This is a genomic window from Bacillus sp. RO2, assembly GCF_012911845.1.
Classification (GTDB): Bacteria; Bacillota; Bacilli; order Bacillales; family Bacillaceae_I; genus Sutcliffiella_A.
The window spans coordinates 26315-50321 of the sequence record NZ_JAAXCU010000048.1 but is presented as its reverse complement, the minus strand read 5'-3'; the positions used below and the strand labels follow the sequence as shown (position 1 = coordinate 50321).

19 protein-coding genes and 1 pseudogene are annotated in these 24007 nt (G+C 39.8%); 3 read left to right on the top strand and 17 right to left on the bottom strand.

Annotated elements, in window-relative coordinates; genetic code table 11:
* Positions 1-5: 5 nt before the first annotated feature.
* From HF078_RS15755 to HF078_RS15740, 4 genes are all read right to left on the bottom strand, one after another.
* Positions 6-629 carry a DUF421 domain-containing protein gene (locus HF078_RS15755; RefSeq protein ID WP_169292012.1) on the bottom strand — a complete coding sequence of 208 codons (624 nt, stop codon included), beginning with the start codon at positions 627-629 and terminating at the stop codon, positions 6-8.
* An 86-nt stretch (positions 630-715) separates the two neighbouring features.
* Positions 716-1660 (bottom strand): nucleoside hydrolase, encoded by a 945-nt coding sequence (locus HF078_RS15750; protein WP_169292011.1) that lies wholly within the window; start codon positions 1658-1660, stop codon positions 716-718.
* Positions 1661-1729: 69 nt separating this feature from the next.
* Positions 1730-1963: a phage holin gene (locus tag HF078_RS15745; RefSeq protein ID WP_169292010.1), complete on the bottom strand. Its 234-nt coding sequence runs from the start codon at positions 1961-1963 to the stop codon at positions 1730-1732.
* A gap of 19 nt (positions 1964-1982) precedes the next feature.
* Positions 1983-2384, bottom strand: a complete 402-nt coding sequence (locus HF078_RS15740; protein ID WP_169292009.1) for a hypothetical protein — start codon at positions 2382-2384, stop codon at positions 1983-1985.
* Between the two features lie 840 nt (positions 2385-3224).
* Between HF078_RS15740 and HF078_RS15735 the strand changes: the two are divergent.
* Positions 3225-3332, top strand: a pseudogene (locus HF078_RS15735) (YjcZ family sporulation protein); the annotation flags it as partial.
* Between the two features lie 816 nt (positions 3333-4148).
* Here HF078_RS15735 and glnA read toward each other — a convergent pair.
* The 4 genes from glnA to hflX form a co-directional block, all read right to left on the bottom strand.
* Entirely contained in the window at positions 4149-5483 is a 1335-nt protein-coding gene (glnA, locus tag HF078_RS15730) for a type I glutamate--ammonia ligase (RefSeq protein WP_169292007.1), read from the bottom strand.
* A 69-nt stretch (positions 5484-5552) separates the two neighbouring features.
* Positions 5553-5957, bottom strand: a complete 405-nt coding sequence (locus HF078_RS15725) for a MerR family transcriptional regulator (protein ID WP_169292006.1) — start codon at positions 5955-5957, stop codon at positions 5553-5555.
* Positions 5958-7113: 1156 nt separating this feature from the next.
* Positions 7114-8379, bottom strand: a complete 1266-nt coding sequence (locus HF078_RS15720; RefSeq protein ID WP_148986417.1) for a methionine gamma-lyase family protein — start codon at positions 8377-8379, stop codon at positions 7114-7116.
* A gap of 12 nt (positions 8380-8391) precedes the next feature.
* Positions 8392-9660 carry a GTPase HflX gene (gene hflX / locus HF078_RS15715; protein WP_169292005.1) on the bottom strand — a complete coding sequence of 423 codons (1269 nt, stop codon included), beginning with the start codon at positions 9658-9660 and terminating at the stop codon, positions 8392-8394.
* Between the two features lie 175 nt (positions 9661-9835).
* Here hflX and HF078_RS15710 point away from each other — a divergent pair, with 175 nt between their 5' ends.
* Complete coding sequence (locus HF078_RS15710; protein WP_169292004.1) at positions 9836-10444, top strand: trimeric intracellular cation channel family protein; 609 nt, start codon at positions 9836-9838, stop codon at positions 10442-10444.
* 64 nt (positions 10445-10508) lie between these two features.
* On the opposite strand, the gene HF078_RS15705 is transcribed toward HF078_RS15710, so the two are convergent.
* Positions 10509-11582, bottom strand: a complete 1074-nt coding sequence (locus tag HF078_RS15705; RefSeq protein WP_169292003.1) for a glycosyltransferase family 2 protein — start codon at positions 11580-11582, stop codon at positions 10509-10511.
* A 140-nt stretch (positions 11583-11722) separates the two neighbouring features.
* On the opposite strand from HF078_RS15705, the gene HF078_RS15700 reads away from it, so the two are divergent.
* Positions 11723-13228, top strand: a complete 1506-nt coding sequence (locus HF078_RS15700; protein ID WP_169292002.1) for a phytoene desaturase family protein — start codon at positions 11723-11725, stop codon at positions 13226-13228.
* A 35-nt stretch (positions 13229-13263) separates the two neighbouring features.
* Here HF078_RS15700 and spoVK read toward each other — a convergent pair whose 3' ends face one another.
* The 8 genes from spoVK to miaB form a co-directional block, all read right to left on the bottom strand.
* A complete protein-coding gene (gene spoVK / locus HF078_RS15695; RefSeq protein ID WP_169292001.1) occupies positions 13264-14196 on the bottom strand; it encodes a stage V sporulation protein K in 933 nt (310 codons plus the stop codon).
* A gap of 307 nt (positions 14197-14503) precedes the next feature.
* Positions 14504-14731: an RNA chaperone Hfq gene (hfq, locus tag HF078_RS15690; protein ID WP_010193436.1), complete on the bottom strand. Its 228-nt coding sequence runs from the start codon at positions 14729-14731 to the stop codon at positions 14504-14506.
* 30 nt (positions 14732-14761) lie between these two features.
* On the bottom strand, positions 14762-15712 hold the full coding sequence (gene miaA / locus HF078_RS15685) for a tRNA (adenosine(37)-N6)-dimethylallyltransferase MiaA (RefSeq protein WP_169292000.1): 951 nt from the start codon (positions 15710-15712) through the stop codon (positions 14762-14764).
* 93 nt (positions 15713-15805) lie between these two features.
* Entirely contained in the window at positions 15806-17698 is a 1893-nt protein-coding gene (gene mutL / locus HF078_RS15680) for a DNA mismatch repair endonuclease MutL (RefSeq protein ID WP_169291999.1), read from the bottom strand.
* A gap of 19 nt (positions 17699-17717) precedes the next feature.
* A complete protein-coding gene (mutS, locus tag HF078_RS15675; protein WP_169291998.1) occupies positions 17718-20330 on the bottom strand; it encodes a DNA mismatch repair protein MutS in 2613 nt (870 codons plus the stop codon).
* Positions 20331-20836: 506 nt separating this feature from the next.
* Complete coding sequence (locus tag HF078_RS15670) at positions 20837-21376, bottom strand: outer spore coat protein CotE (protein ID WP_169291997.1); 540 nt, start codon at positions 21374-21376, stop codon at positions 20837-20839.
* A 618-nt stretch (positions 21377-21994) separates the two neighbouring features.
* Complete coding sequence (locus HF078_RS15665) at positions 21995-22432, bottom strand: YlbF/YmcA family competence regulator (protein ID WP_168862718.1); 438 nt, start codon at positions 22430-22432, stop codon at positions 21995-21997.
* Between the two features lie 3 nt (positions 22433-22435).
* A complete protein-coding gene (gene miaB / locus HF078_RS15660) occupies positions 22436-23980 on the bottom strand; it encodes a tRNA (N6-isopentenyl adenosine(37)-C2)-methylthiotransferase MiaB (protein ID WP_169291996.1) in 1545 nt (514 codons plus the stop codon).
* Between the last annotated feature and the right edge of the window lie 27 nt (positions 23981-24007).

The window sequence follows — 24007 nt, the reverse complement described above, 5'->3', positions numbered from 1 at the left end:
TTTCGTTAATCAAGTGTTTCATCAGGACGTTCTTTTAATTTGTGCTTCCCATTTTTCACTTCCGTAAATAAATTTCCCTCTAACTCATTTGTTACACGGCTTGGTTTACATGTAGGGTCCATCATTATTTTCAGGAGCTGCATTTCCTGAAAAAGAATATTCCATTCCTTCTTGGTTACAGGCTTTGCTTGTTCGTTTAATTCAAATCCAAGCTGTCCGTTTGGTTCAAGTGTGGCCCACTTTACATCACTTATGCTAGATATACTATTTTGTCTTAGTTTCATCTCTAGTTGATCAATGGTAAACCTTAACTTTTTCAAAGTATCTTCATTTAATTTACCGTTCTCTATTAATATTTTTGACTTACCTGTAATTAGTTTCTCAAAAATATCTGACTTTAATTGTAAAAACTCCATTAGTACTAGTGTTATCACAAGTGTGATACCCACACCAAATGTCACCCAAATGCTCTTCCCTGCCAAAGGTTGAATTAACAATGAACCGATCCCTATCATAATTACCACTTGTGCTAATGTCATCTGAGATATAGACTTTCTTCCAGCAATTCTTAGTAAAAATGTTCCAATAATCGTGATTAAAACCGCTTTCCAGATCCAGTTTAAATCCATAGCAAGATCACCCCGCTGAGATACTATGTCCTTATGGTAATCACATTATCTTATTTTATTCAGCAGGCATTCTTATTTTTGCATAATTAAGCAAGCTCTCCCCCGTCCGCCAAGTTTACTCTTATAAAGTCTTCAATAAAGTGATCATAATTAAAATCCATTGCTATATAATGCTCGCGTTCCGGATCTTTGTAGACCATTCTAAAATCCGCTATACTTTGCCCTCTGTTCCCATCAACAATAGCAACCCTTACATCCCGCTTGACTGTATACGTTTTATCCTTATTTACTAAATAATATAGAGTAAAAACATCGTGCAATGGTGAACCGTCAATACCTGGCATCACCTGATCATAAAAAGTAGCATAATAATTCGTAACTTTTGGAATTAATTTCTTGTATGGACTATTTGTATGGTTAAAAATATAGGTTGCTATATCCCTTGTAATTATTGCCCTGTTAGTTACATTGAGTGGGGTAATATACACTTTTTGCGCTTTATTCAAAATGACAGAGGTAGCAATCGGATCTCCCCAAAAGTTGGCTTCCGCAACATCAGTAACGTTACCGGGTACCATAAACGCCCCGCCCATAAGATATACCTCTTTAACCTCTTCCATAAGTTCAGGTCGCAGATTAAAAGCAAAAGCAAGGGTTGTTTGTCTCCCTACATCCACAATCACGATGTCTTCTATATTTTCCTCAATAATCTCAAACATAAGTTCAAAAGGACTGACATCCGCTTGGAAATCAGCTGGCGGTACTATTGGTCCTAACCCCTGTGGACCGTGAATTTCCGGATAAAAGGTAGTAGGAGCTCCACTTAACGGTTGAGAAGAACCCCTTATAACCGGAATATCTGATCTTCCTGCTACCTCCAATAGATACGCTGCATTCCTTGTTGCGTCAAAAACAGATACATTTCCATACCCTGTAACGATTCCCATTAAGTCTATTTCTGGATGTAGCAATGCATATATAATTGCTAATGAGTCGTCAATTCCGGGATCTGCGAAAAGCAAAATTTTCATAGTCTCCACACTCCAACAATTTATAAGGTCAGTAAACGAGAAAAAACCAAGGCAAATACCTCGGTCTTTTTACTTAGTTCTACTCCTAGCTTTCTTTGTCCAGTCATTGTCCTTCCACCAGGCAACAAGTGCTGCAACAGAAGTCCAGACTATGCTGAATAGTTGCTCTAACTCTTCCTCGGAAAAAGGCAGAGGTGATTTTCCGTAGATTACGAGAAGTTGATTTACAAGAGCAAAAACAAGAAACACTATACGAAACCAAGCACCTTTGGAAACCGGCCTTATCTGATTTTGTTCTGACATCTGACTATCCCCCTAAGATTTAGTTTGGCGTAAGCGGCTTCACTGATATTGCTAAGGATGAATTGGTAACCAAACAACCTTCCAGATCCTCTTCTTTAATAAGATTTAGTTGGATGGCTGCTTTAATCTTTGTATCATCGGGTATTTTTATTGTTTTAATCAGATCATTCATACTTAATTCCTCAAGCTTTTGAACGGTTTCATCAGAATACTTCTCCGATTTCCTAACCTGTCTTTGCAGCTTGTATCCACCCATGACTACCTCTGCCTTTTCATCTTGCCCGAAGCTTTTGTCAAAATAAAGATGAAATCGCTCTTTTAGTTCTTCCATCTGTTTCTCTATTTCTTTCTTTTGCTTATTGCATTCATAGTACATTTCAATCATTTCAGCTGTTACAGTAGGATGATTCACCTTTGCCATATAGCCACTCCCTTGTACACTTACTAGTAAAGCATATTTGTATTAAGGGAATATTATGACAAGACAACATTCACAAAACGCAAAAAAACCTTCGCACATAGCAGCGCGAAGGTTTTTTATCTATTAGTACTGAGTTAAATATTGATCTCTCTCCCATGGGTGAACCTGGGTACGGAACATATTTCAGCTCATGAAATTAAATCACCCAACACTCATTAACGTTGATACAAAAGGATTCTTAACTTTTGGTTGTTCATAGCAAATCAAACTATTTCAATCTTTTATGGCTGTTTCATGGGTGATTTGGGGGGCGAATAATATTTTCCTAGCTCAAATCAATATTTCTCTAACTCTCGGTGACGTTTAATTTTCCTGCAAGTTTTGCATGATATTGTTCCAAGACGTCTAGGAATCTCCATTTAATCATCATCCACTAACCTATCCTGGGTGTCTTCCTGGTTATTAAATAAAGCATACAGCAAAAGACATCGCCGTTTCTCAAATGATAAGGCTTACTAACTCCATTTATCGACCTCCAACATTCATAAATAATTGAGGTAACTTTTTTCATGACTTTTTAATGGCATTATACTATAAGCTTTAAAAGACACTCAATTCATTTTGCAACTGTTCCATCAATGGTTCGTCATCAAAACACCTCTCTACGTACAAGTCTGCCAAAGTAATTGGATTAATGTGACAAGCAATGGCCAACACGTATTTAGTTTCTTCATATAAAATTGTGAGAGTAGCCCTTTTTATTCTGATAAACCATTGTCCCAACCAAAAACAGAACCATTTACATATGATATGGTACCTGAAGAAAAGGTGGTGTAAAGTATGAGTCATGAAGGGCATAAAGATGACAACAAAGGCGGAGGGTTTGCGCTTGTAGTTGTTTTGTTTATTCTTCTAGTTATCGTTGGTGCTTCGTTTGTTGGCGGTTCATACAGTGGTGGAAACTACGGAGGAAATTACTGCGGTTGTAACTGGTGTTAATAGTCCCCTAATTCAAAGCGGCAAAATAAATTTCAATTTAAGTGGCGACCTTAAAGGTTGTCACTTATCTGATATTGTATATATGGCGTTCAAAAATACATTTCCAGAGAGTAAGGTTAAACTTATTAATCTAGATAGGGAGTTAAATTGCTTAACCCATCAAAATGTTGAGGATGAAATAGGATACATACATCATAATTTAATATAGTTGTACGAAAACATTGATGAGCTAATAAAACATGCAAATTTTTATACAGATAAAAACACTAAATAAGCCCTTCCGATAAAGGAAAGGCTTTTTATCATGCTCGCAAATTATGCAACATATCTAATATTTAACTTATATGTTGTAGAAAACCATTTACAGCATTCTTTACATTTATTATTTGAGATTGGTTTTTCTTTGACTTAGTATTCATATCTACATTTATAGCTGCAATACTTTCTTTTATCTTGGTGAGTTTCTTAATCCTCATTGCAGTTAACGCAATTCTTTATCTTTTTAGGTCTTGGTTTGTACACATGCATAGATGTAGGGTTATTCTTTGAGAACTTCATACTACATTTTTATGAACAAAACATTCTTTCTTTGTAGTCATAAAAATTCGTATTACATTGCTTACATTTCTGACTGTTCCTTTTGTGGGTAGTTCCATTTTTTATGGGTGTTTCATGGGTGCGCCCAAAAAACTACGTTTTCAGCTAACTAATCCAATGAATTCAAAAACCCCTCAATACACCAATGGTATCAAGGGGTTTTTCTTTTTAGTATTGAGTTAAATACTGATCTCTCTCCCATGGGTGAACCTGTGTACGGAACATATCCCACTCGATTTCTTTTGCTTCGATGAAGTGCTCAAGTAAATGCTCACCTAAAGCAGATTGGATCACTTCATTTGATTTTAATTCTTCAAGTGCAGCAGCAAGTGTTGCCGGAAGGTCTGCGATACCAGCAGCAACGCGCTCTTCTTTGTTCATCACATAGATGTTGCGGTCGATTGGCTTCGGAGCTTCCAATTTGTTTTTAATGCCGTCAAGTCCAGCTTTCAATAATACAGCCATAGCTAGGTATGGGTTAGCTGCAGGGTCTACACTACGAACTTCTACACGAGTGGAGATACCACGAGAAGCTGGGATACGGATTAATGGGCTACGGTTACGAGCGGACCATGCAACATAACAAGGTGCTTCGTATCCAGGTACTAGACGCTTATAAGAGTTTACAGTAGGGTTTGTTACTGCAGTGAAAGCAGTAGCATGCTTAATGATACCTGCAATAAAGTGTTTTGCAGTCTCACTTAATTCTAAGTCACCGTTAGCATCATAGAACGCATTTTCTCCGTCTTTGAATAAAGAAAGGTTGCAGTGCATACCAGAACCGTTCACGCCGAAAAGTGGTTTTGGCATGAAAGTTGCATGCAAACCGTGCTTACGAGCAATTGTTTTTACAACTAGTTTAAATGTTTGGATGTCATCACAAGCTTGAATTGCGCTTGCATATTTGAAATCAATTTCATGCTGTCCAGGAGCTACTTCATGGTGAGAAGCTTCAATCTCAAATCCCATTTCTTCAAGCTCAAGAACGATATCACGGCGGCAGTTCTCACCAAGGTCTGTTGGAGCCAGGTCGAAATATCCACCTTTATCGTTTAGCTCTAATGTTGGCTCGCCTTTTTCATCTAATTTAAATAGGAAGAACTCTGGCTCTGGTCCAAGGTTGAAATCGGAAAATCCTAGGTCTTCCATTTCTTTTAACATACGTTTTAAGTTTGCACGAGGGTCTCCTTCGAATGGAGTTCCGTCTGGATTGTAGATATCACAGATGAAACGTGCTACTTTCCCTTTTTCAGAAGTCCAAGGGAATACTACGAATGTGTCAAGATCTGGGTATAAGTTCATGTCAGATTCTTCAATACGAACGAAACCTTCAATGGAAGATCCATCAAACATCATTTTGTTGTCCAATGCTTTCTCCAATTGACTTACAGGGATTTCCACGTTTTTAATTGTTCCAAGGATATCCGTAAATTGAAGACGGATGTATTTTACATTTTCCTCCTGGACGATACGCTTGATGTCCTCGTGTGTGTACTTAGCCATAATAAAGTTCCTCCTCAAAATTTTTACTATTTTAGTTTTAATAAAAACTTACCAAAAAACTCAAAAAAATTAATGGAAAAATCGGGACATATCACCTTGACGGAGACTAGTTCGATTATATCTTCCCGCTTGCATCATTTCTGCACGGAGTAGTTTGCGCAGTTGGTCATCCGACAGTTCTGGCTTAGCATCATCTTTTGCCACTTCTTCTGAAGGGACTTCCTTGTGCTGTTGCTTGACTGTCATCAGCTGTTTGATGCCAGCTATGTTCACTTTTTGCTCAATGAGGTTTTTTATCTCTAATAGAGTATCGACATCATTAAAAGAAAAAAGTCGGCGGTTGCCTTCAGAACGAGCCGGGAAAACAAGCCCATTTTCTTCATAATATCGGATTTGTCGAGCTGACAATTCTGTTAGCTGCATGACAATTCCTATTGGAAATAATGGCATTGAACGTCTAATATTGTCACTCACTACAAATCCTCCTTTCATCATTTCCTATGAAGTTACTCTTAGTTTATGCGATGTTAGATAATCTGTCAAGAACATGTTAGGTTTTCTAACATTATTTTTATAAAATAAAGTAATTCGTAGGAATAACCTAAAGAAATGTAGGTCGCGACAGGTATGTATGCTGGTTTTTGTCCCCTTTATCTTATAACCTGTTCTGTCCGATTAGAAACATGCATTCTTCTGGTTTTTAGATCGCTGGGCGTAAGTTGTCAATTAGTTATGATGACCATCTCAACACCCCATCACACTCTACTAAAGTCCAAATGGGAAAAGAGAGACCCTCTCTACGACCGAACGTTCTCTTCCAAAGTCCAAACGGGAACAGAGAACGACTCTCTACGACCGAACGCGCGCTCCCATACTATAAACGGGAGCAGAGACCCCCTCTCTACTACCGAACACGCTCTCTCATACTCCAAACGGGAGCAGAGACCCCCTCTCTACGACCAAACACGCTCTCTAATACTCCAAACGGGAGCAGAGAACGACTCTCTACTACCGAACGCACTCTCCTTCACTCCAAACGGGAACAGAAACAGTCAAGTCCATATTAATGTGTAAAAATAGTTACAACGAGATTTAAGATTAAATCCCCTATGACGACGGCTCCTCTGCTTTTTCCCCTTCACCGGTCGTCATACACCTCCTACGACGACGGCTCCTCTGCTTTTTCCCCTTCACCGGTCGTCATACACCTCCTATGACGACGGCTCCTCTGCTTTTTCCCCTTCACCGGTCGTCATACACCTCCAATGACGACGGCTCCTCTGCTTTTTCCCCTTCACCGGTCGTCATACACCTCCAATGACGACGGCTCCTCTGCGTTTCCCCCTTCACCGGTCGTCATACACCTCCTATGACGACGGCTCTTCTGCTTTTTCCCCTTCACCGGTCGTCATACATCTCCAATGACGACGGCTCCTCTGCTTTTTCCCCTTCACCGGTCGTCATACATCTCAGAAACCACCTCTCTACGACCAAACGCACTCTCCCTCACTCCAAACAGGAACAGACAGCCCCTCTCTACACACCCAACCATATCTCCATACCCTTACCCATCAAACCCCCATAAAACAAATAAAGCCCAGGGCTCCCCCTAGGCTTAAAACAACTCCAATTATTCCATTAACCCCTTACTAATCAAATGATCCACCGCACTACAAACAGCAATCTTTACATGCGAATAGGTCAAGCCACCTTGAACATATGCAACATACGGCGCTCTGATCGGACCATCAGCAGTCAGCTCAATGCTCGCTCCTTGAATAAATGTCCCAGCAGCCATAATTACGTCATCCTCATACCCCGGCATATAGTTCGCATATGGTGTAACATGTGAATTGACTGGTGATGCATACTGGATTGCCTGACAGAAGGCAATCATTTTTTCTTTATCATCAAATTGCACCGATTGAATCAAGTCGGTACGGTGTGCATCCCAGCTAGGAGAAGTATTCATCCCGAGCTCTTCTAAAAACGCAGCAGTGAACATCGCTCCTTTTAACGCCTGTCCCACTACATGGGGAGCAAGGAAGAAACCTTGATACATTTCTTGCAAGCTGTATAGGCTGGCACCAGCTTCTGCCCCAATCCCAGGGGAAGTCATTCTGTAAGAACAAGCTTCCACCAACTCTTTTTTCCCAACGATGTAACCACCTGTTTTGGCAATACCTCCACCAGGATTCTTAATTAGAGAACCAGCCATCAAATCCGCACCAACATGACACGGCTCCTCAAGCTCCACAAATTCGCCGTAACAGTTGTCTACAAACACAACCACATCCGGTTTGATTTCCTTTACAAAACGAATCATTTCTTTAATTTCTTCTATAGTAAAAGATGGTCTTGTTGCATAACCTTTTGAACGCTGAATACCAATCATTTTAGTGGAAGGCGTTATTGCATTGCTGACAGCCTCCCAGTCAATACCACGGTTATTTTTGAGATCGATGGTTTTATAGCCTATGTTGTACTCTTTTAAAGAGCCTACGCCACTTCCGCGGATTCCTACGATCTCTTCTAGCGTATCATATGGCTTTCCAGTAATATAAAGTAGTTCATCACCAGGGCGCAACACCCCAAACAGGGCGATGGAGATTGCATGTGTGCCTGAGATGATTTGAGGACGCACTAGGCCTGCCTCGCCGCCGAATACTTCTGCGTAAATCTTCTCTAATGTATCACGTCCAATGTCATCATACCCATATCCAGTGGATGGAATGAAATGAGAATCGCTGACACGGTTCTCCTGAAAGCTTTTTAATACGCGAAATTGGTTGGTTTCCACGCCAGCATCTACTTGCTGGAATCCTTCTTGAAGCTTTTCTTCTATTTTTCGTACGATAGGTTCAATGACTTCCCCATGTTGTAATAAATGAAACATAATAAATCTCCTCTATTTCTTCATTCTTTGCTGAATAACAGAAGCCAATTTTGAGTTATCAAGATAGTATCCTTGTAATTCATAGCTTTCTGTCTCTTCTGTGAACTCCATGTTAGAAAGGACGGTTTCTTGTTTTAATTGTGCAATTAATTTTCCTTCTGAAGACGGCACAACGATACCATAGGGCTCCATCTGAACTTTGATGAGCGATTCTATCTTTTGGGTCAATAAGGCGATATCTCCAGAGTCTAAAGCACTTATATGCAACATTTCTTCATTATAAGCAGGTGTGAATCCTTCTGTGGTTTGATCTTTCTTATTATAAACAGTTAATATTGGAACGCCTTCGACCCCAAGTTCCTTCAACAATTTGTCTACCGTTTTTTCATGGTTGACGTGATCAGGGCTTGAGCTATCGACCACATGTAAAATCAAGTCCGCTTCTGTTACTTCTTCAAGTGTCGAACGGAATGCTGCTACAAGTGAGGTCGGCAGGTCCTGGATAAATCCTACGGTGTCAGTCAGAAGGGCATTGAATCCAGATGGCATCATGACCTTTCTTGTTGTCGGATCTAGCGTTGCGAATAACAGGTTTTCCTCAAACGTACCAGCTTCTGTCAGGCGATTAAAAATGGTTGATTTTCCAGCATTGGTATAACCGACCAAGGAAAGTTGAAAGGCTTGATTTCTCTTTCTGCGCTCACGATATCTCTCTCGGTGACTGACAATCGATGTTAGCTGTGTTTTGATATCCACAATTCTTCTATTAATATGTCTGCGATCGGATTCTAATTTCGTTTCACCCGGTCCTCTAGTTCCTATTCCGCCTCCAAGACGAGACAGTTCCACACCTTTTCCACCAAGGCGAGGTAAAAGGTACTGAAGTTGAGCTAACTCTACTTGAAGCTTCCCTTCCTTTGATTTAGCACGCTGAGCAAATATATCCAAGATCAATTGTGTTCGGTCAATGATTCTGGCATTTAAAATTTTAGAAAGGTTCCTGTTTTGACTTGGTGCTAGTTCTCCATTAAAAATAATGATTTCAGGTTCCAACTCTTCCTCCAGTTGGACTAGCTCCTCTAGTTTCCCTTTCCCTATGTATGTAGCAGGATGAACCCGTTCTCTTTTTTGTGTTAAGGAAACCAGAACTTCTCCGTTGGCTGTTTTGGTCAAGGATGCTAATTCTTCCATAGAATAAAAGAATGTTTGATCATCATCTTTAGGTAATTGACAGCCTACTAAAATGACCCTTTCCTTGTCTTTCTTTTGCGTTTCGTTCAAATGCGTAACCCCTTTTTCTAAAATATAATAAATGATTGTTGAACAAGTTCCTTAATCATATCAAAATATGCTTTTTTTCTCTATTAAATCCTTTAAAACTATTGCATTCTGGCGGTTTTCTATATAAAATCAGGAAGGCTTTATAGATATTGTATATTTTTAATGGAGTGATCGCATGACTTGGGAAGTTTTCAGCATCATCGGGACTATCGCATTTGCGATAAGCGGAGCGATTGTAGCGATGGAAGAAGAGTATGATATACTCGGCGTTTATATATTAGGAATAGTAACAGCTTTTGGAGGGGGAGCCGTTAGAAATCTCCTTATAGGAGTTCCGGTTTCAGCACTTTGGGAGCAAGGAATGCTCTTTCAAGTTGCTCTGGTCGCGATGACTACCGTCTTTCTGTTTCCAAACAATTTGTTAAAGCATTGGAGAAAGTGGGGCAATTTCTTTGATGCAATCGGCCTAGCCGCCTTTGCCATTCAAGGGGCACTGTTTGCAACAGGCATGAATCACCCCATCAGCGCAGTCGTGGTTGCTGCAGTATTAACTGGTAGTGGTGGTGGTATTATCCGTGATCTGCTGGCAGGTAGAAGGCCGCTTGTATTAAGAGCGGAAATATATGCAGCTTGGGCAATACTGGCTGGCTTAATCATTGGTTTTGGAATGGCAAGCTCCCCTTTGCAACTTTATATCCTCTTTGTAGGAATCGTCTCTTTACGTGTCTTATCTTACACGTACAAGTGGAGGTTGCCTAACCGAAGTTTACAAAGTGCTGCCTAAATTTCCGTTACATTTACATTGATTTTTTTCAGGAGGTGAAACGACCTCCTGTTTTTTTTCAATTTTACAGGTCAATTTTCCGTCCTTTCCAAGTAACATTCCTTTTGAAAAAGGTTTGCACAAAAGAGTAGCCAAACAAGATAAAAAAGAACAATAAATGAAGAGGAAAAAATAATGCGGTTCCCCACCCAAAGTTGCCGACAATTGCTAGCGTTCTCTTAAGATGCAATGCTATTATTACATATCCAGTCACATAAAGTTCTAAAGGAAGGGTTTGATAACTTGTGAGAAATGTCATCAAACCTCCAAGCCATACGCACACCAACATTAGATACCAAATACTTGTTTTGGATGCCCCTGTTGCAAAGCTTTTGCTCCAACCATTCCATAACGAACGGAAACCTTCTGGGTACATCCTCATTTCGATTGCTCCCAATCCGCTATAGCACCTAACTTTTCCGCCGTGCTTTTGTACTTGAAATCCAAATGCCATGTTCTCCATTAACTCTCCCTGAATTGCTTGATGACCACCGTACTTAAAATAATCTTCGCGGTGAATCAGTAGACACGGTCCGAACGCTCCCTTTACTGGCAGCCATTTTTGCAAGATATGAAAGGCACCAAGGGACCCCATAACCACCAGGTGAAAAAAGGACGATAAGCTTTCATATTTTTCTTTAATGTTGTGAAAGGGATGAATGGAAAGCACTTCTCCTTTTCCCTTGTAGGCGGAAAGCATATTTTCTAAACCATTTTTTGAGATAATTGTGTCCGCATCTAAAAATAAAAATATCTCTCCCGTTGCACGTAAAGCTCCATTCCAACATCCAAAGGATTTCCCAAACCAACCGGAAGGAAGGTCCTCTAGTTTGACAACACGTGCGCCATAAGACCTCGCCAGTTTTACCGTTTGGTCAGTAGAATGGTCATCAACCACGATAATTTCTTTTACTTTTCCGTGATAGAGTTGCAAAGAACCTAATAATACAGGAAGATTTCCTTCTTCGTTTCTGGCTGGGATAATAATTGATACTTTTTTCAGTAAAGGTGTTTTCTCATCCTTGAACGTTAAGCTCGGAATATGAAAGAACAGTACTCTCCCAAGTAATAATGTCATAATTAATATTAATGCTGTCATGATTAACTCCTCCATATACTTCTATTTTAGTTTGAAAATAGAAAAAAAGGGTAAAATGTAAAGTTGTAAACACATATATTTTACTTCTATCTACTAGACAGTCTAGTCAAACTTATTAGTTTTCATAAGGAGGAAGATGAATGAGGAAGAAAATTGTAGTAATTGGTGGCGGTCTTGGAGGTTTATCAGCCGCTATCCGACTATCCGCTGACGGTTATGATGTTCATGTTATTGAAAAAGGTGAGCGCCTTGGAGGTAAGTTAAACATACGTTCCGGGAAAGGATTTACCTTTGATACTGGTCCATCCATCTTGACGATGCCGTGGGTGCTGGAGCAATTGTTTGCAAGCGCAAAAAGAAATTTACATGATTATATTACCATTGAAAGAGTGGAGCCTCAATGGAGAACCTTCTTTGAAGACGGTACGAAGATAGATGTAACAAGCGATCTCCCTAGAATGTTGGAGCAAATTAGAGAATACTCATCCAAAGATGCAAACGGCTTTTTTGAGTATTTGAATTATTGCAGCAAAATGTATGAATACAGCATGAAGAGTTTTTACAAGAAGAGCCTTTCAGGTTTAGGGGAACTTCGGGCCCTGCATAATCTGAAAGAACTCATTGGAATGGACCCTATGAAATCGATGGATCAGATTACAAAAAAATATTTTGAAGATAAACACCTTCAACAGCTGTTTAATTTCATGGTTATGTATATTGGTTCTTCCCCATATCACGCTCCAGCTGTCTTGTCGCAATTAACACATGTTCAGCTAGGATTGGGCATTTATTATGTAAAAGGTGGCATGTACAAAATTGCAGAAGCGATGCAGAGCCTTCTGGATGAGATGGGTGTAACGTACAGTTTGAATACTTCGGTGCGTAAAATTACGACGGATGGAAAAAAAGCAACCGGAATAATTTTAGAAAACGGTGAAGAAATCCGTGCAGACTTGGTAGTTTCCAACCTTGAAGCAATTCCAACCTATAAAACCTTGTTAAAAGATGTTCCGATGGCCAATAAAGCTGTTGAGGATCTAGAAAAGTTTTCACCGACTGTTTCCGGCCTAGTTTTACTTCTAGGGGTAAACAGAAGATATGAAGAACTGGCACATCATAATTTCTTCTTTTCAGAAGACCCTGAACTAGAGTTTCACACAATCTTCAATGAAGGAAAGCCTGCACTAGATCCTACCATCTATATTGGGGTTTCGTCTAAAACGGATCCAAGCCAAGCGCCGCAAGGAAAAGATAACTTATTTGTTCTCACCCACGTTCCTCCATTAAAAGAAGGCGAGACTTGGGATGAATACAAGGATATTTATCGCGAAAAAGTACTTACTAAACTGGAAAGAATGGGGCTGGATGGTTTAACATCTTCCATTGAGTTCGAATATTGCTTTACTCCTAACGATTTAATGAATCTCTACGGAGCAAATGGAGGGTCCATATACGGCGTAGTGACAGACCGCAAAAAGAATGGCGGCTTCAAAATACCTTGCAGAAGTAAATTGCTTGATAACCTATACTTTACCGGCGGTTCTACTCACCCGGGCGGCGGAGTACCAATGGTAACTCTATCCGGACAGCTAACAGCCGATGCCATAAACGACGATTTTGAACAAGTGAATAAAAGTATTGGATAACACGAAAATAGCAGCCGTTTGGCTGCTATTTTCGCTTATTTTAACAGGAGGTCCTTTGCTTCAATTGTCATTAACTCGTTTTTATGAAAGCTATCATACAAGAGAAGACGCATAGCTTGCGTCCGTATTGATTTTTCCAAGACATTTCTTATATAGCGTCCATTGCTAAAAGCAGAAGGCAATAAAACACTTTTCATCTGATTGAGGTGCTCACGCATTTTCCACTCTGCCTCTTTGCTCATGATATACTCCCGTTCCTTAAGCATTCGCTGACAGATCTCCATCAATTCTTCTACGGAATAATCGGGAAAATCGACGATAATCGGAAAGCGGGAAATTAGACCGGGATTCGTTCGTAAAAATTCTTCCATCTCACGTTGATAACCAGCAAGTATTAAGATAAAATCATGTTGTTTATCTTCCATGTGCTTTACGAGGGTATCAATGGCTTCCTTTCCGAAATCCTTTTCTCCACCCCTAGCAAGCGAATAGGCTTCATCTACAAACAAGATGCCTCCTAACGCTTTTTTGACAAGATCCCTTGTCTTTTGGGCTGTATGACCAATATATTCCCCAACAAGATCTGCCCTTTCTGCTTCAATCAGGTGCCCTTTTGAGAGTACATTCATGTCACAAAACAACTTTCCAATCAATCTGGCTACTGTCGTCTTACCTGTACCGGGGTTGCCTTTGAACATCATATGAAGCACTTGCCTCTCTGTTTTCAACCCCACTTCTTCCCGCTTTTTATTCACATATATCCACGCATAGATTTCCTTGACCACTTTTTTCATTTCCTGTAATCCTACTAATTCCCCCATTTCCCGCTCTATTTCCTGCAAGATTGCATGGTTGGTAGGAGTAAACGGTTCCTCAATTGTTTGAACATGAGTGACTCTAAGCGGCTTTTTTTGCCCATTTAAGACAATATTTATTTTCCCATTCTGGTTTTTTATGGGTTGATCCAAGAATGTCCACCTCATTTCCACGCCAAAATCCGACATATCTTGATGCAATTCCTAGTATCCTCTACCATTTTCTAAAAAGATTTACCTTGTTTCGATTTCTTTCAACATTTTTCATATATTTTCATCAAACTATTGACAAACTTGTCATATTGTGCGCTTTCCCGAGAAATAATTGCCTCTTTTCGAGCTCATTATTTCCGCAATAAAACAAATGGAGAGAATTTCTCCATTTACTAACTAAATATATGATACTTGGTGAGCTATATGTTTCTTTTATGCAAAATAAAAAACCAGCTTTTAGCTGGTTTTACGCTTCTGTTTCAATTTGCACGTTCTTTGATGGAGAAAAGGTAGAGATGGCATGCTTATAAATCAACTGTTGCTTTCCTTCTGTTTCCAAAAGCACAGTGAAATTATCAAACCCTTTAATTAATCCGCGAAGTTGAAACCCATTCAGCAAGAATACCGTTACACTTGTTCCATCTTTTCTTAATTGGTTAAGAACTTGATCTTGGATATTTATTGATTGCTTCATCTTTTCTTCCTCCTCTTATCTCTATCTTCCTTACTTATTCGCCCCAAGTCGAAGCTTTCCTGCTATAACCGTGAAAATTTGTGATAACTTTTGCTCAAAATCTGCATCTGTCATGTCAAACCAAGTTACATCCATTTTGTTGCGGAACCATGTGAGCTGTCTTTTAGCATATCTTCTTGAGTTTTGCTTTAAATCGTCCACGGCCTGCTCCAAAGTTACTTTACCATCCAGGTATGCATACAACTCCTTATAGCCGATTGCTTGAATGGAATGGCAATCCCGAACCCCATTGTCATAAAGAGTTTGCACTTCTCTAAGCAAACCCTCCTCCATCATCAGGTCCACTCTAAGATTAATTCTTTCATATAACACTTCTCTATACATGGTCAGACCGATCAAGGCGATGTCGTACAATGGTTCAGGTTGCTGGGTATCCTGGTACTCTGACATGGTCTTACCAGTAGTATAGAATATTTCCAGCGCACGGATCACTCTTCTCACATTATTAGGATGAATATTGGCTGCACTTTTCGGATCAATTTCAGCAAGCTCTTGATGCAACTTTTCTACACCAATCTCTTGGCTTCTTTTTTCAAGACGTAAACGAGTTTCCTCATCCTTCCCACTTTCTGAAAATTGATAGTCATATAGGACAGATTGAATATATAGACCCGTTCCGCCGACAATAATGGGAATATGACCTCTTGAAGTTATTTCGTCGATCTTATTCCGAACATCTTGTTGAAATTCTGCGACCGAATATGCTTCTTCGGGTTCTTTAATATCAATGAGGTAGTGAGGGATCCCCTGCATTTCTTCTTCTTTAATTTTGGCAGTCCCGATATCCATTGTCTTGTAGATTTGCATGGAATCTCCGCTGATGATTTCACCGTTTACCCTTTTTGCCAACTCTACACTTGTTTTTGTTTTTCCTACAGCTGTAGGACCTATGATCACAATAACTTTTTGTTTCTCTCCCACCGCTCACTCACTCTCTCAATTATTCTTTATCACAAGATATCATTATACCCATTTTTACTAGAGCTCAATCTGATTGATAAAAAATTTCTATTTTCACATGACCCGCTTAAACATTTTTTCCAATTCATAGGACGAAAAATGAATAAGAATCGGTCTTCCATGAGGGCATGTAAATGGATTTTCAGCCTCTCTTAACGTGTGTAACAGAGCCGTTATCTCATCTTGTCTAAGATGATGATTGGCCTTTATAGCTGCCTTGCAGCTCATCATGATTGCCGCTTCTTCTCTCAAGTCAGAGATATTGATTTTTTTCTTTTCCAAACATAAATTAATCATTTCATCTATCGTTTCTCTTTCTTCTCCTTTTGGAAACCAAACTGGATGAGCCTTCACAATGAATGTTTGGTGGCCAAAGGGTTCCAACATGATGCCTACTTCCGCGAAAGCTTCGGTATGCTCTTCAAGAAATAAATACTCATCTAAGGAACATTCAATCGTCAAAGGAACAAGCAGCTCTTGTAGATTCCTTTCTTCCCGGCCTAGTTTTTGATAAAAATATTCGTAGTTGATCCGCTCCTGTGCTGCATGTTGGTCAATTAGATATAACCCATTTTCATTCTGCGCTACGATATAAGTACCATGCATCTGACCTATAGGATATAGAGCAGGAATACGAGATTCCTTCTTTTCCTCAGGGAGAGACTGGTACTGCTTTTCGTTAATAACTTCCTCTGCCTCGTCAATAGAATCATTTACATACGTTTCATGCTGATTTTTTTGGCCATTTTCGTAATTGTCAGTAAGTCCCCATGTTTCATAGGGTTCGGATTCAGCAACCTGAAACGATCTACTTTCTTCCTTTTGTTTGATAAAGGTTGGTTCCTGTCTTTGTACGGGACGTTCAAGTGGAAAATTTTCATCAAGTGTAAAGGTTTGTTGAGTAGGCTTCGGTTCTTCCGTATAGCTTGTCTGCTTTCTTGGACTATTGGAAGGAATAAGTAGTTTTTTCTGGAAAGCATCTTTTATCCCATCAGCAACCAGCCTGTAAAGTTCGTCCTCTTTACTCAATCTCACTTCTAACTTGGCAGGGTGCACATTTACATCCACCAATAGAGGGTCCATCATTACTTCTAAATAGACAATCGGATATCTCCCTATTGGCAGGAGTGTATGATAACCTTCTTGAATTGCTCTTACCACTGTATAGTTCTTCACATAGCGCCCATTAATAATCGTCGAGATATAATTCTTGGAAGCTCGTGTCACTTCCGGCATGGCAATATACCCTTTCACTTCAAAATCTAAGGAAGTAAAGTGGATGGGTACCATTTTCTTGGCGATATTCATTCCATAGATGGCAGCTAAAACGTGCAGACTGTCACCATTTCCGTTTGTAGCGAGCATCCTTTTTCCATTATGGCTAAGACGGAAGGAAATAGAAGGATGTGCTAATGCAAGCCGATTCACCATATCAGATATATTGCCTAATTCTGTGTGGATCGTTTTCATATACTTTAATCGTGCAGGGGTATTGAAAAATAGGTGCTGCACCACGATATCTGTTCCTTTTCGACTGCTAGATAACTCCTGGGTTTCCAACACTCCACCTTTGAAGCTTAGGTGAGTCCCTGGGCCTTCCCCAGTACTTGTGGTGATGTCAAAAAGGGAGACAGAGGCAATACTGGGTAATGCCTCTCCCCTAAAACCAAGGGTTCTTATACGGAACAAATCATTTTCATTTTTTATTTTACTTGTTGCATGACGTTGAAATGCCGTGAGACAATCCTCCTGCTCTATTCCATCTCCATTGTCCAGCACTCGAATTTTGGAAAGACCCGCTTCTTCAAGTTCGATTTCGATGATGGTAGAATTTGCGTCAATCGCATTCTCCACCAACTCCTTTACAACAGAAGCAGGTCGTTCTACCACTTCGCCAGCAGCTATTTTATTTGCTAAACTCTCATCTAACTGGACGATTTTTCCCATTCTATTCCCTCCTTCCTGTTTATGATTTCACTTTTAACAACTTTTGTATTTCGTGCAGTTTATTTAAGGCTTCAAGCGGTGTCGTTTCTAGTAACTCTAATTTTTTGAGTTTTTCAAGAGCTGTTTTTTCACTTTTAGACAGTTTGTCCATCTGCTTTTTGTCTTCCGTTTCTGTAAAGAAAGACAGTTGTGTAAGTGGATCTTGTTCTACAGTCTGTCCGTCTTTTGTTGCAGCCACTTCGACATGTTCACTCTTCGGTTGACTTTCTAATTTTTCAAGTATGGTCTGTGCTCTTGTTATTAATTCTTTAGGAAGTTCTGCTAATTCTGCTACATGAATTCCATAGCTTTTATCTGCTGGCCCTTCTTTCATTTTATGAAGAAATACCACTTTACCATTTTGCTCTACGACGCTGACATGAATATTCTTAAGTTTCTTAAGCTCTTTGTCTAAGGAAGTCAATTCATGATAATGGGTGGAGAACAAGGTTTTTGCCCCGATTTTATCATGGATATATTCTATTAGTGCCTGGGCAAGCGCCATTCCATCATATGTGGATGTTCCCCGGCCAATCTCATCAAAAAGAATCAAGCTGTTCTGTGTAGCATAGACAATGGCGTTACGTGCTTCTAGCATCTCGACCATAAAAGTACTTTGACCAGAGATCAAATCGTCCGCAGCTCCAATTCTTGTAAATATCTGATCGAAAATAGGAAGGGACGCCTCTTTTGCCGGGACAAAACAACCAATCTGAGCAAGAATCGCTGTCAGGGCCACTTGACGCATATACGTACTTTTACCGGACATGTTCGGACCTGTGATAAGGAGCATCTCATTTTCCTTATCCATCCACGTATCATTTGGCACATACTCATTCGCATCCATCACTTTTTCCACAACCGGATGACGACCTTCAGTGATATACACCTTTCTTTCATCGTTAAAGGAAGGTCTTGTGTAGTATCTATCCTCACTGATGGTTGCAAAGCATTGAAGAACATCCATTTCACTGACTGCTTTCGCAAGTTTCTGCAGTCTTGGAATATATGCCTTCACTTCTTCTCTTAACTTTAAGAAAAGCTCGTATTCTAGTGCAACAATCTTTTCTTCTGCTTCTAAAATTAGTGTCTCTTTTTCTTTTAATTCTTCTGTGATATAACGTTCTGCGTTAGCGAGTGTCTGCTTTCTCTCATACCTGCCCTCAGGTAGCGAGGAGATGTTCGCTTTTGTTATTTCAATATAATAACCAAAAATACGATTATAACCTATTTTAAGAGAACGAATGCCCGTTAAATCTCGTTCTCTTTTTTCTAATTCCGCAATCCAAGTCTTGCCGTTTCTTCTCGCATCTCTGTATTTATCCAGTTCTTCATGGAAACCATCCTTCATCATGTTTCCTTCTTTAACTGACAAGGAAGGCTGTTCCAATAAGCTATCATGGAGAAGTGATGTCAACTCTTCACACTCATCCATGTTGTCAAGTATGACAGTATTATCTATTGGAAGCTTTTCCACCATTGACTTAAGTAGAGGTATCTGAGAAAGAGACTTACGTAATTGCACAAGATCTCTTGCGTTTACATTTCCAAACGCTACCCTACCGGCAAGCCTCTCCAGGTCATACACTTCTTTTAATAACTCTCGTATTTCTTGTCTTGTAAAATATTCATTAAGGAGCGTTTCCACTAGATCATGGCGTTGTTTGATCTGTGTAGAATTAATTAACGGCCTGTCCACCCATTGCTTTAACAAGCGACCACCCATTGCTGTCACCGTTTGATCCAACAACCAGAGCAAGGAGCCTTTTTTCCCTTTCGAACGAATGGTTTCCGTCAACTCAAGGTTGCGCTTGGAAAAAAGATCAATTTTCATCGATTGATCTAATTCAAAAAACCTTGCCGGTTGAAGATGATCAAGACTTCGCTTTTGTGTTCTCTTTAAGTAATGGAGTAGGCGTCCAACAGACATTTGCAACTTCTCTTGTTCCAAATTTTTAACAATTTGGGTAAATTCCATTGGGATATCTGTTGCTTCCTCATAAGAACATGTGGTAACCATTCTTTCTTTTATCATTTGAACAAGATCCAGTGGGAATTTTTCAGAAACCACTATTTCCTTTGCTCCAATGGAATATACCTCGTTCACAAGTTGCTGCACGGGTCCGGTTATGACAGTCGTATGTAATTCCCCTGTTGAAAGGTCTGCATACGCGAGTCCAAATGTCTCATCTTCAAAGTTGGTAATGGAAGTCAAAAAGTTATTTTGTTTGTCAGATAGACCTTTTGTTTCCATAACAGTACCAGGAGTGACCAGTTGAACTACTTCTCTTTTCACAACCCCTTTTGTCTGTTTCGGGTCTTCCACTTGTTCGCAAATTGCTACTTTATAGCCTTTTTCAATTAGTTGATCAATATAATTAGGAGCCGAATGGTAAGGTACCCCACACATAGGGATTCGTTCTTTTCCCCCACCGTCACGGCTGGTTAATGTAATTTCCAGTTCTTGAGATGCTTTTGTCGCATCTTCAAAAAACATTTCATAAAAATCGCCAAGGCGAAAAAATAAAAAGGCATCTTGATAGTCTGCCTTTACTCTCAGGTATTGCTGTATCATCGGCGTATAAGAAGCCATCGTAATCCCCCAACTATTGTTTTTTGCTGCTTTATTATATCATATTTTGGTGTATCGGGGGTGGTTGAGAAATGCGTGGAAATAATCGGTGGTAAATTGGATGTGGTATAATGGGATGGCATAATAATTCAAGTGATGGTTAAGATTTTGGTTATCATAAAAAGTTTAGTGAGTCTAAATGTCCGAAGTTTTTTGAAAATTGACCGAAGATTTCGCGAATTTGACCGAAGTTTTTGGAAAGTTGACCGAAGATTTTCAATATTTGACCGAACCTTAATTTGAAATGACCGAGCCCCCTTTAAAAGTTGACCGAACTCCCCATTACTTTGCCCGAACCTATTAAAAATCCAAGGTATTTTGTCCAAAGGTAGAAAAAATGTGACCGAACCAAAAATTCACAACTAAAACAAGGGCATTTTCATTCAAAATCACCAAAAAATCCAGCTTTTATTGTCTATTTCCTAATAAACAAAAAAACCAGGAAGCAAATTGCTCCCCGGTTTCCTCTACTCTTCGTAACCGTCGACGATAAAGTCTGGATTTAAGTCCTCGAACTCATCTTCTTCAACATCCCAGTCATTATCATCCGCCAATGTGTCTGGATGTACTTCTACTGTAATTTTGGTTTCCCCAATAATTTCAGTTAAGAACTCTCTTTCCACTTGCACTTCCACTTTTGCTTCCTTGTCAGCGATGCTCGCTTCTAAGCAATTAGGCTGCTGTAGGACACGCGCAATTACTTCATGATCATCACCGAGGCTGTTTTCATCTTTATACCTCAGTTTCACGACATCTTTGTAGGAAACCGTTTCCGTCACTACTTCCGTCTTCGTATTATCACTGTGTGAATACCAGACGTTAATATCATATTTCCCTTTTACTTCCACGGTATCGGCCACTTTTTTCGCATCATACGTATGGTTAATGACCCAGCATCCTAAAATGCTTGTAGGACGATGCGAGGGACTAATGGTATGTTTAGACTGCGTAAATTTTCTACCTTTGCCGGTTACTGCTCTTGTGATAATTTCTCTGTATTCAGACATTCGAGCATACACCCTCCTCATTACAATCTTCATTTCATCCTATGCGGGTTAAATGACAATTGTGATTAGATTGAATTTGCTGCATAACTAAATGATTTCTAACACATTAACGTATAGTTCATTGTATGCAAGCTTATCTGGATATGTGCCTATTTTTTGAAAAAATCACAAGGTGCAGCAGACGCTAAAAAAAGCTTACAAAATCAACCCACCTAAAAGATTATTAAGCGTTCTACTCCGCTGTTCCTTTCCGCAAATGGCTTCGCTTTCCGCGGGACGGTGCTTGAGCCTCCTCACTTCGTTGCGGGGTCTCAAGCTACCGTTACTCCCCCGCTGGAGTCTCCGCCATTTGCTCCAATCCACAGCTGAAAATTAAGTAAACCACAGGTCAATGGTCGTCCAGTTAACTCGGGCAGATGTTGTTAAATACACTAAAATGAAATGAAGTCACCAAGTTGATTGGAGAGGAAGGGACAGGTGGAGACCCCGCAGTCGTAGCCGAGGAGGCTCACGTCAGCCCCTAGGAAAGCGAAGGCCTGGAACGGAAATCAACCGTATTATATATTTTTTGCATTAGAAAAAGCATGGAATTAAGCTTCCATGCTTTTTCAGTCAAAATTATGAACAGCTTCCTCCACCGTATGTGGTGTTTTTTACGTAGGAGCCGGTTTCTCCGCGAAGGACATCTCCTCCAGTTGCAACGATGATTTCATCTGTTACTGTTTTGGAGATGTAGGAAGATACTAATTGTAAAAGGTCGTTCACGTTTGTTTGGGAAGTTTTGAACTCTTGTACAATTGGAATCTCATCCATTTCTGCTAAAAGCGCATCTAACTTCGCTTCTGTTTTCTTTAATGCTTCTGTTTTTCCGTAATGCTGGAAGTTAACAGCCTGTTTTTGCAAGCTTTTCACACTTGCAACCATTTCTTTAATTTTTTGATTTTCGTTAATTTGCTCTTCTGCACGCTTGAAGAATTCTACTTCTTCCGTGTCAGCGATCATCTGTGCCAATTCTTTTGCTCTTTCTACTATATCTGCTCTCGTATATTTTGCCATTGTTTATACCTCCAGTGCTTCTTCTGCTACTTCTTCCACCAATTGTCCGTCCAATGTCCAAGTTTTAGCTTTGACGACTTTTACTTTGACCATTTTACCGATGACAGATTTTGGCGCTTTAAAGTTAACTAGTTTACTTTTATCTGTGTATCCTGCAAGGACATCCGGATTTTTCTTACTTTCCCCTTCAACTAACACCTCTACAACTTTACCCTCGTACTCTTTTAATTTCTTTGCAGAAATCTCATTCACCAGTGCGTTTAGACGTTGAAGGCGATCTTTCTTCACTTCAAGAGGTACGTTATCTACCATTTTTGCAGCAGGAGTACCTTCACGTGGTGAATAGATGAAAGTATATGCTGTATCAAATTCCACTTCACGATACAGAGACATTGTTTCTTCAAACTGTTCTTCCGTTTCATTTGGGAATCCAACAATGATATCCGTCGTTAATGATGCATTTGGCATTGCCTTTTTAATTTTACCTACTAACTCAAGGTAACGTTCTCTATCATATTTACGTGCCATCAATTTTAACACTTCAGAACTACCTGATTGAACTGGTAAGTGAATATGGTCAAGAAGATTGCCACCTTTTGCAAGCACTTCCACCAAACGATCATCAAAGTCTCTTGGGTGACTTGTAGTGAAACGGATTCGAGGAATGTCAATTTTACGGATTTCATCCATTAAATCTCCAAGACCATACTTCATATCCTCAAAATCTTTGCCGTACGCATTCACATTCTGCCCAAGCAAGGTAATTTCTTTATAACCTTGTGCTGCCAAGTGACGCACTTCTTGGATAATATCCTCTGGACGTCTGCTGCGCTCTTTTCCTCTTGTATACGGCACAATACAGTACGTACAGAACTTGTCACAGCCGTACATGATGTTTACCCACGCTTTAATTTCACCTTTGCGGTTCTTTGGAAGGTTTTCAATAACATCCCCTTCTTTGGACCAAACTTCTATCACCATTTCTTTGGACATATATGCATCTTTTAAAATGTTAGGAAGTCGGTGAATATTATGGGTACCGAAGATCATGTCAACTTGCTGGTACGTTTTTAATATTTTATTTACTACTGATTCTTCCTGGGACATACAGCCGCAGACACCAATTAACAAGCCTGGTCTTGATTTTTTCAAAGTCTTTAAGTGTCCTAGTTCACCAAAAACTTTGTTCTCTGCATTTTCCCGGATCGCACAGGTATTTAAAAGGATTACATCCGCATCATTCACTGTATAGGTCGGTTCGTATCCTAACGCAAGGAAGATCCCTGCCATTACTTCCGTGTCATGTTCATTCATCTGACAACCATACGTACGAATATAAAATTTCTTGCCGACCCCAAGGTTTTTAAATTCATCAGAAATAGAAAAGTCTTGGTAGGCAACTTCTTCTTTTCCACGTTTTTTTGCATCTTTTAGGGAAGGTGGTACATAAACAGACTCAAAGTATTTGCTGAAATCCTTTTCGGATTTTTTGTCCGAAGAATTTCCAGTGACTACTTGTCCTGCTTCCACTCTTTGTTTCTCATTCATTGTGATAACTCCTTTCCAGAAAAGTAG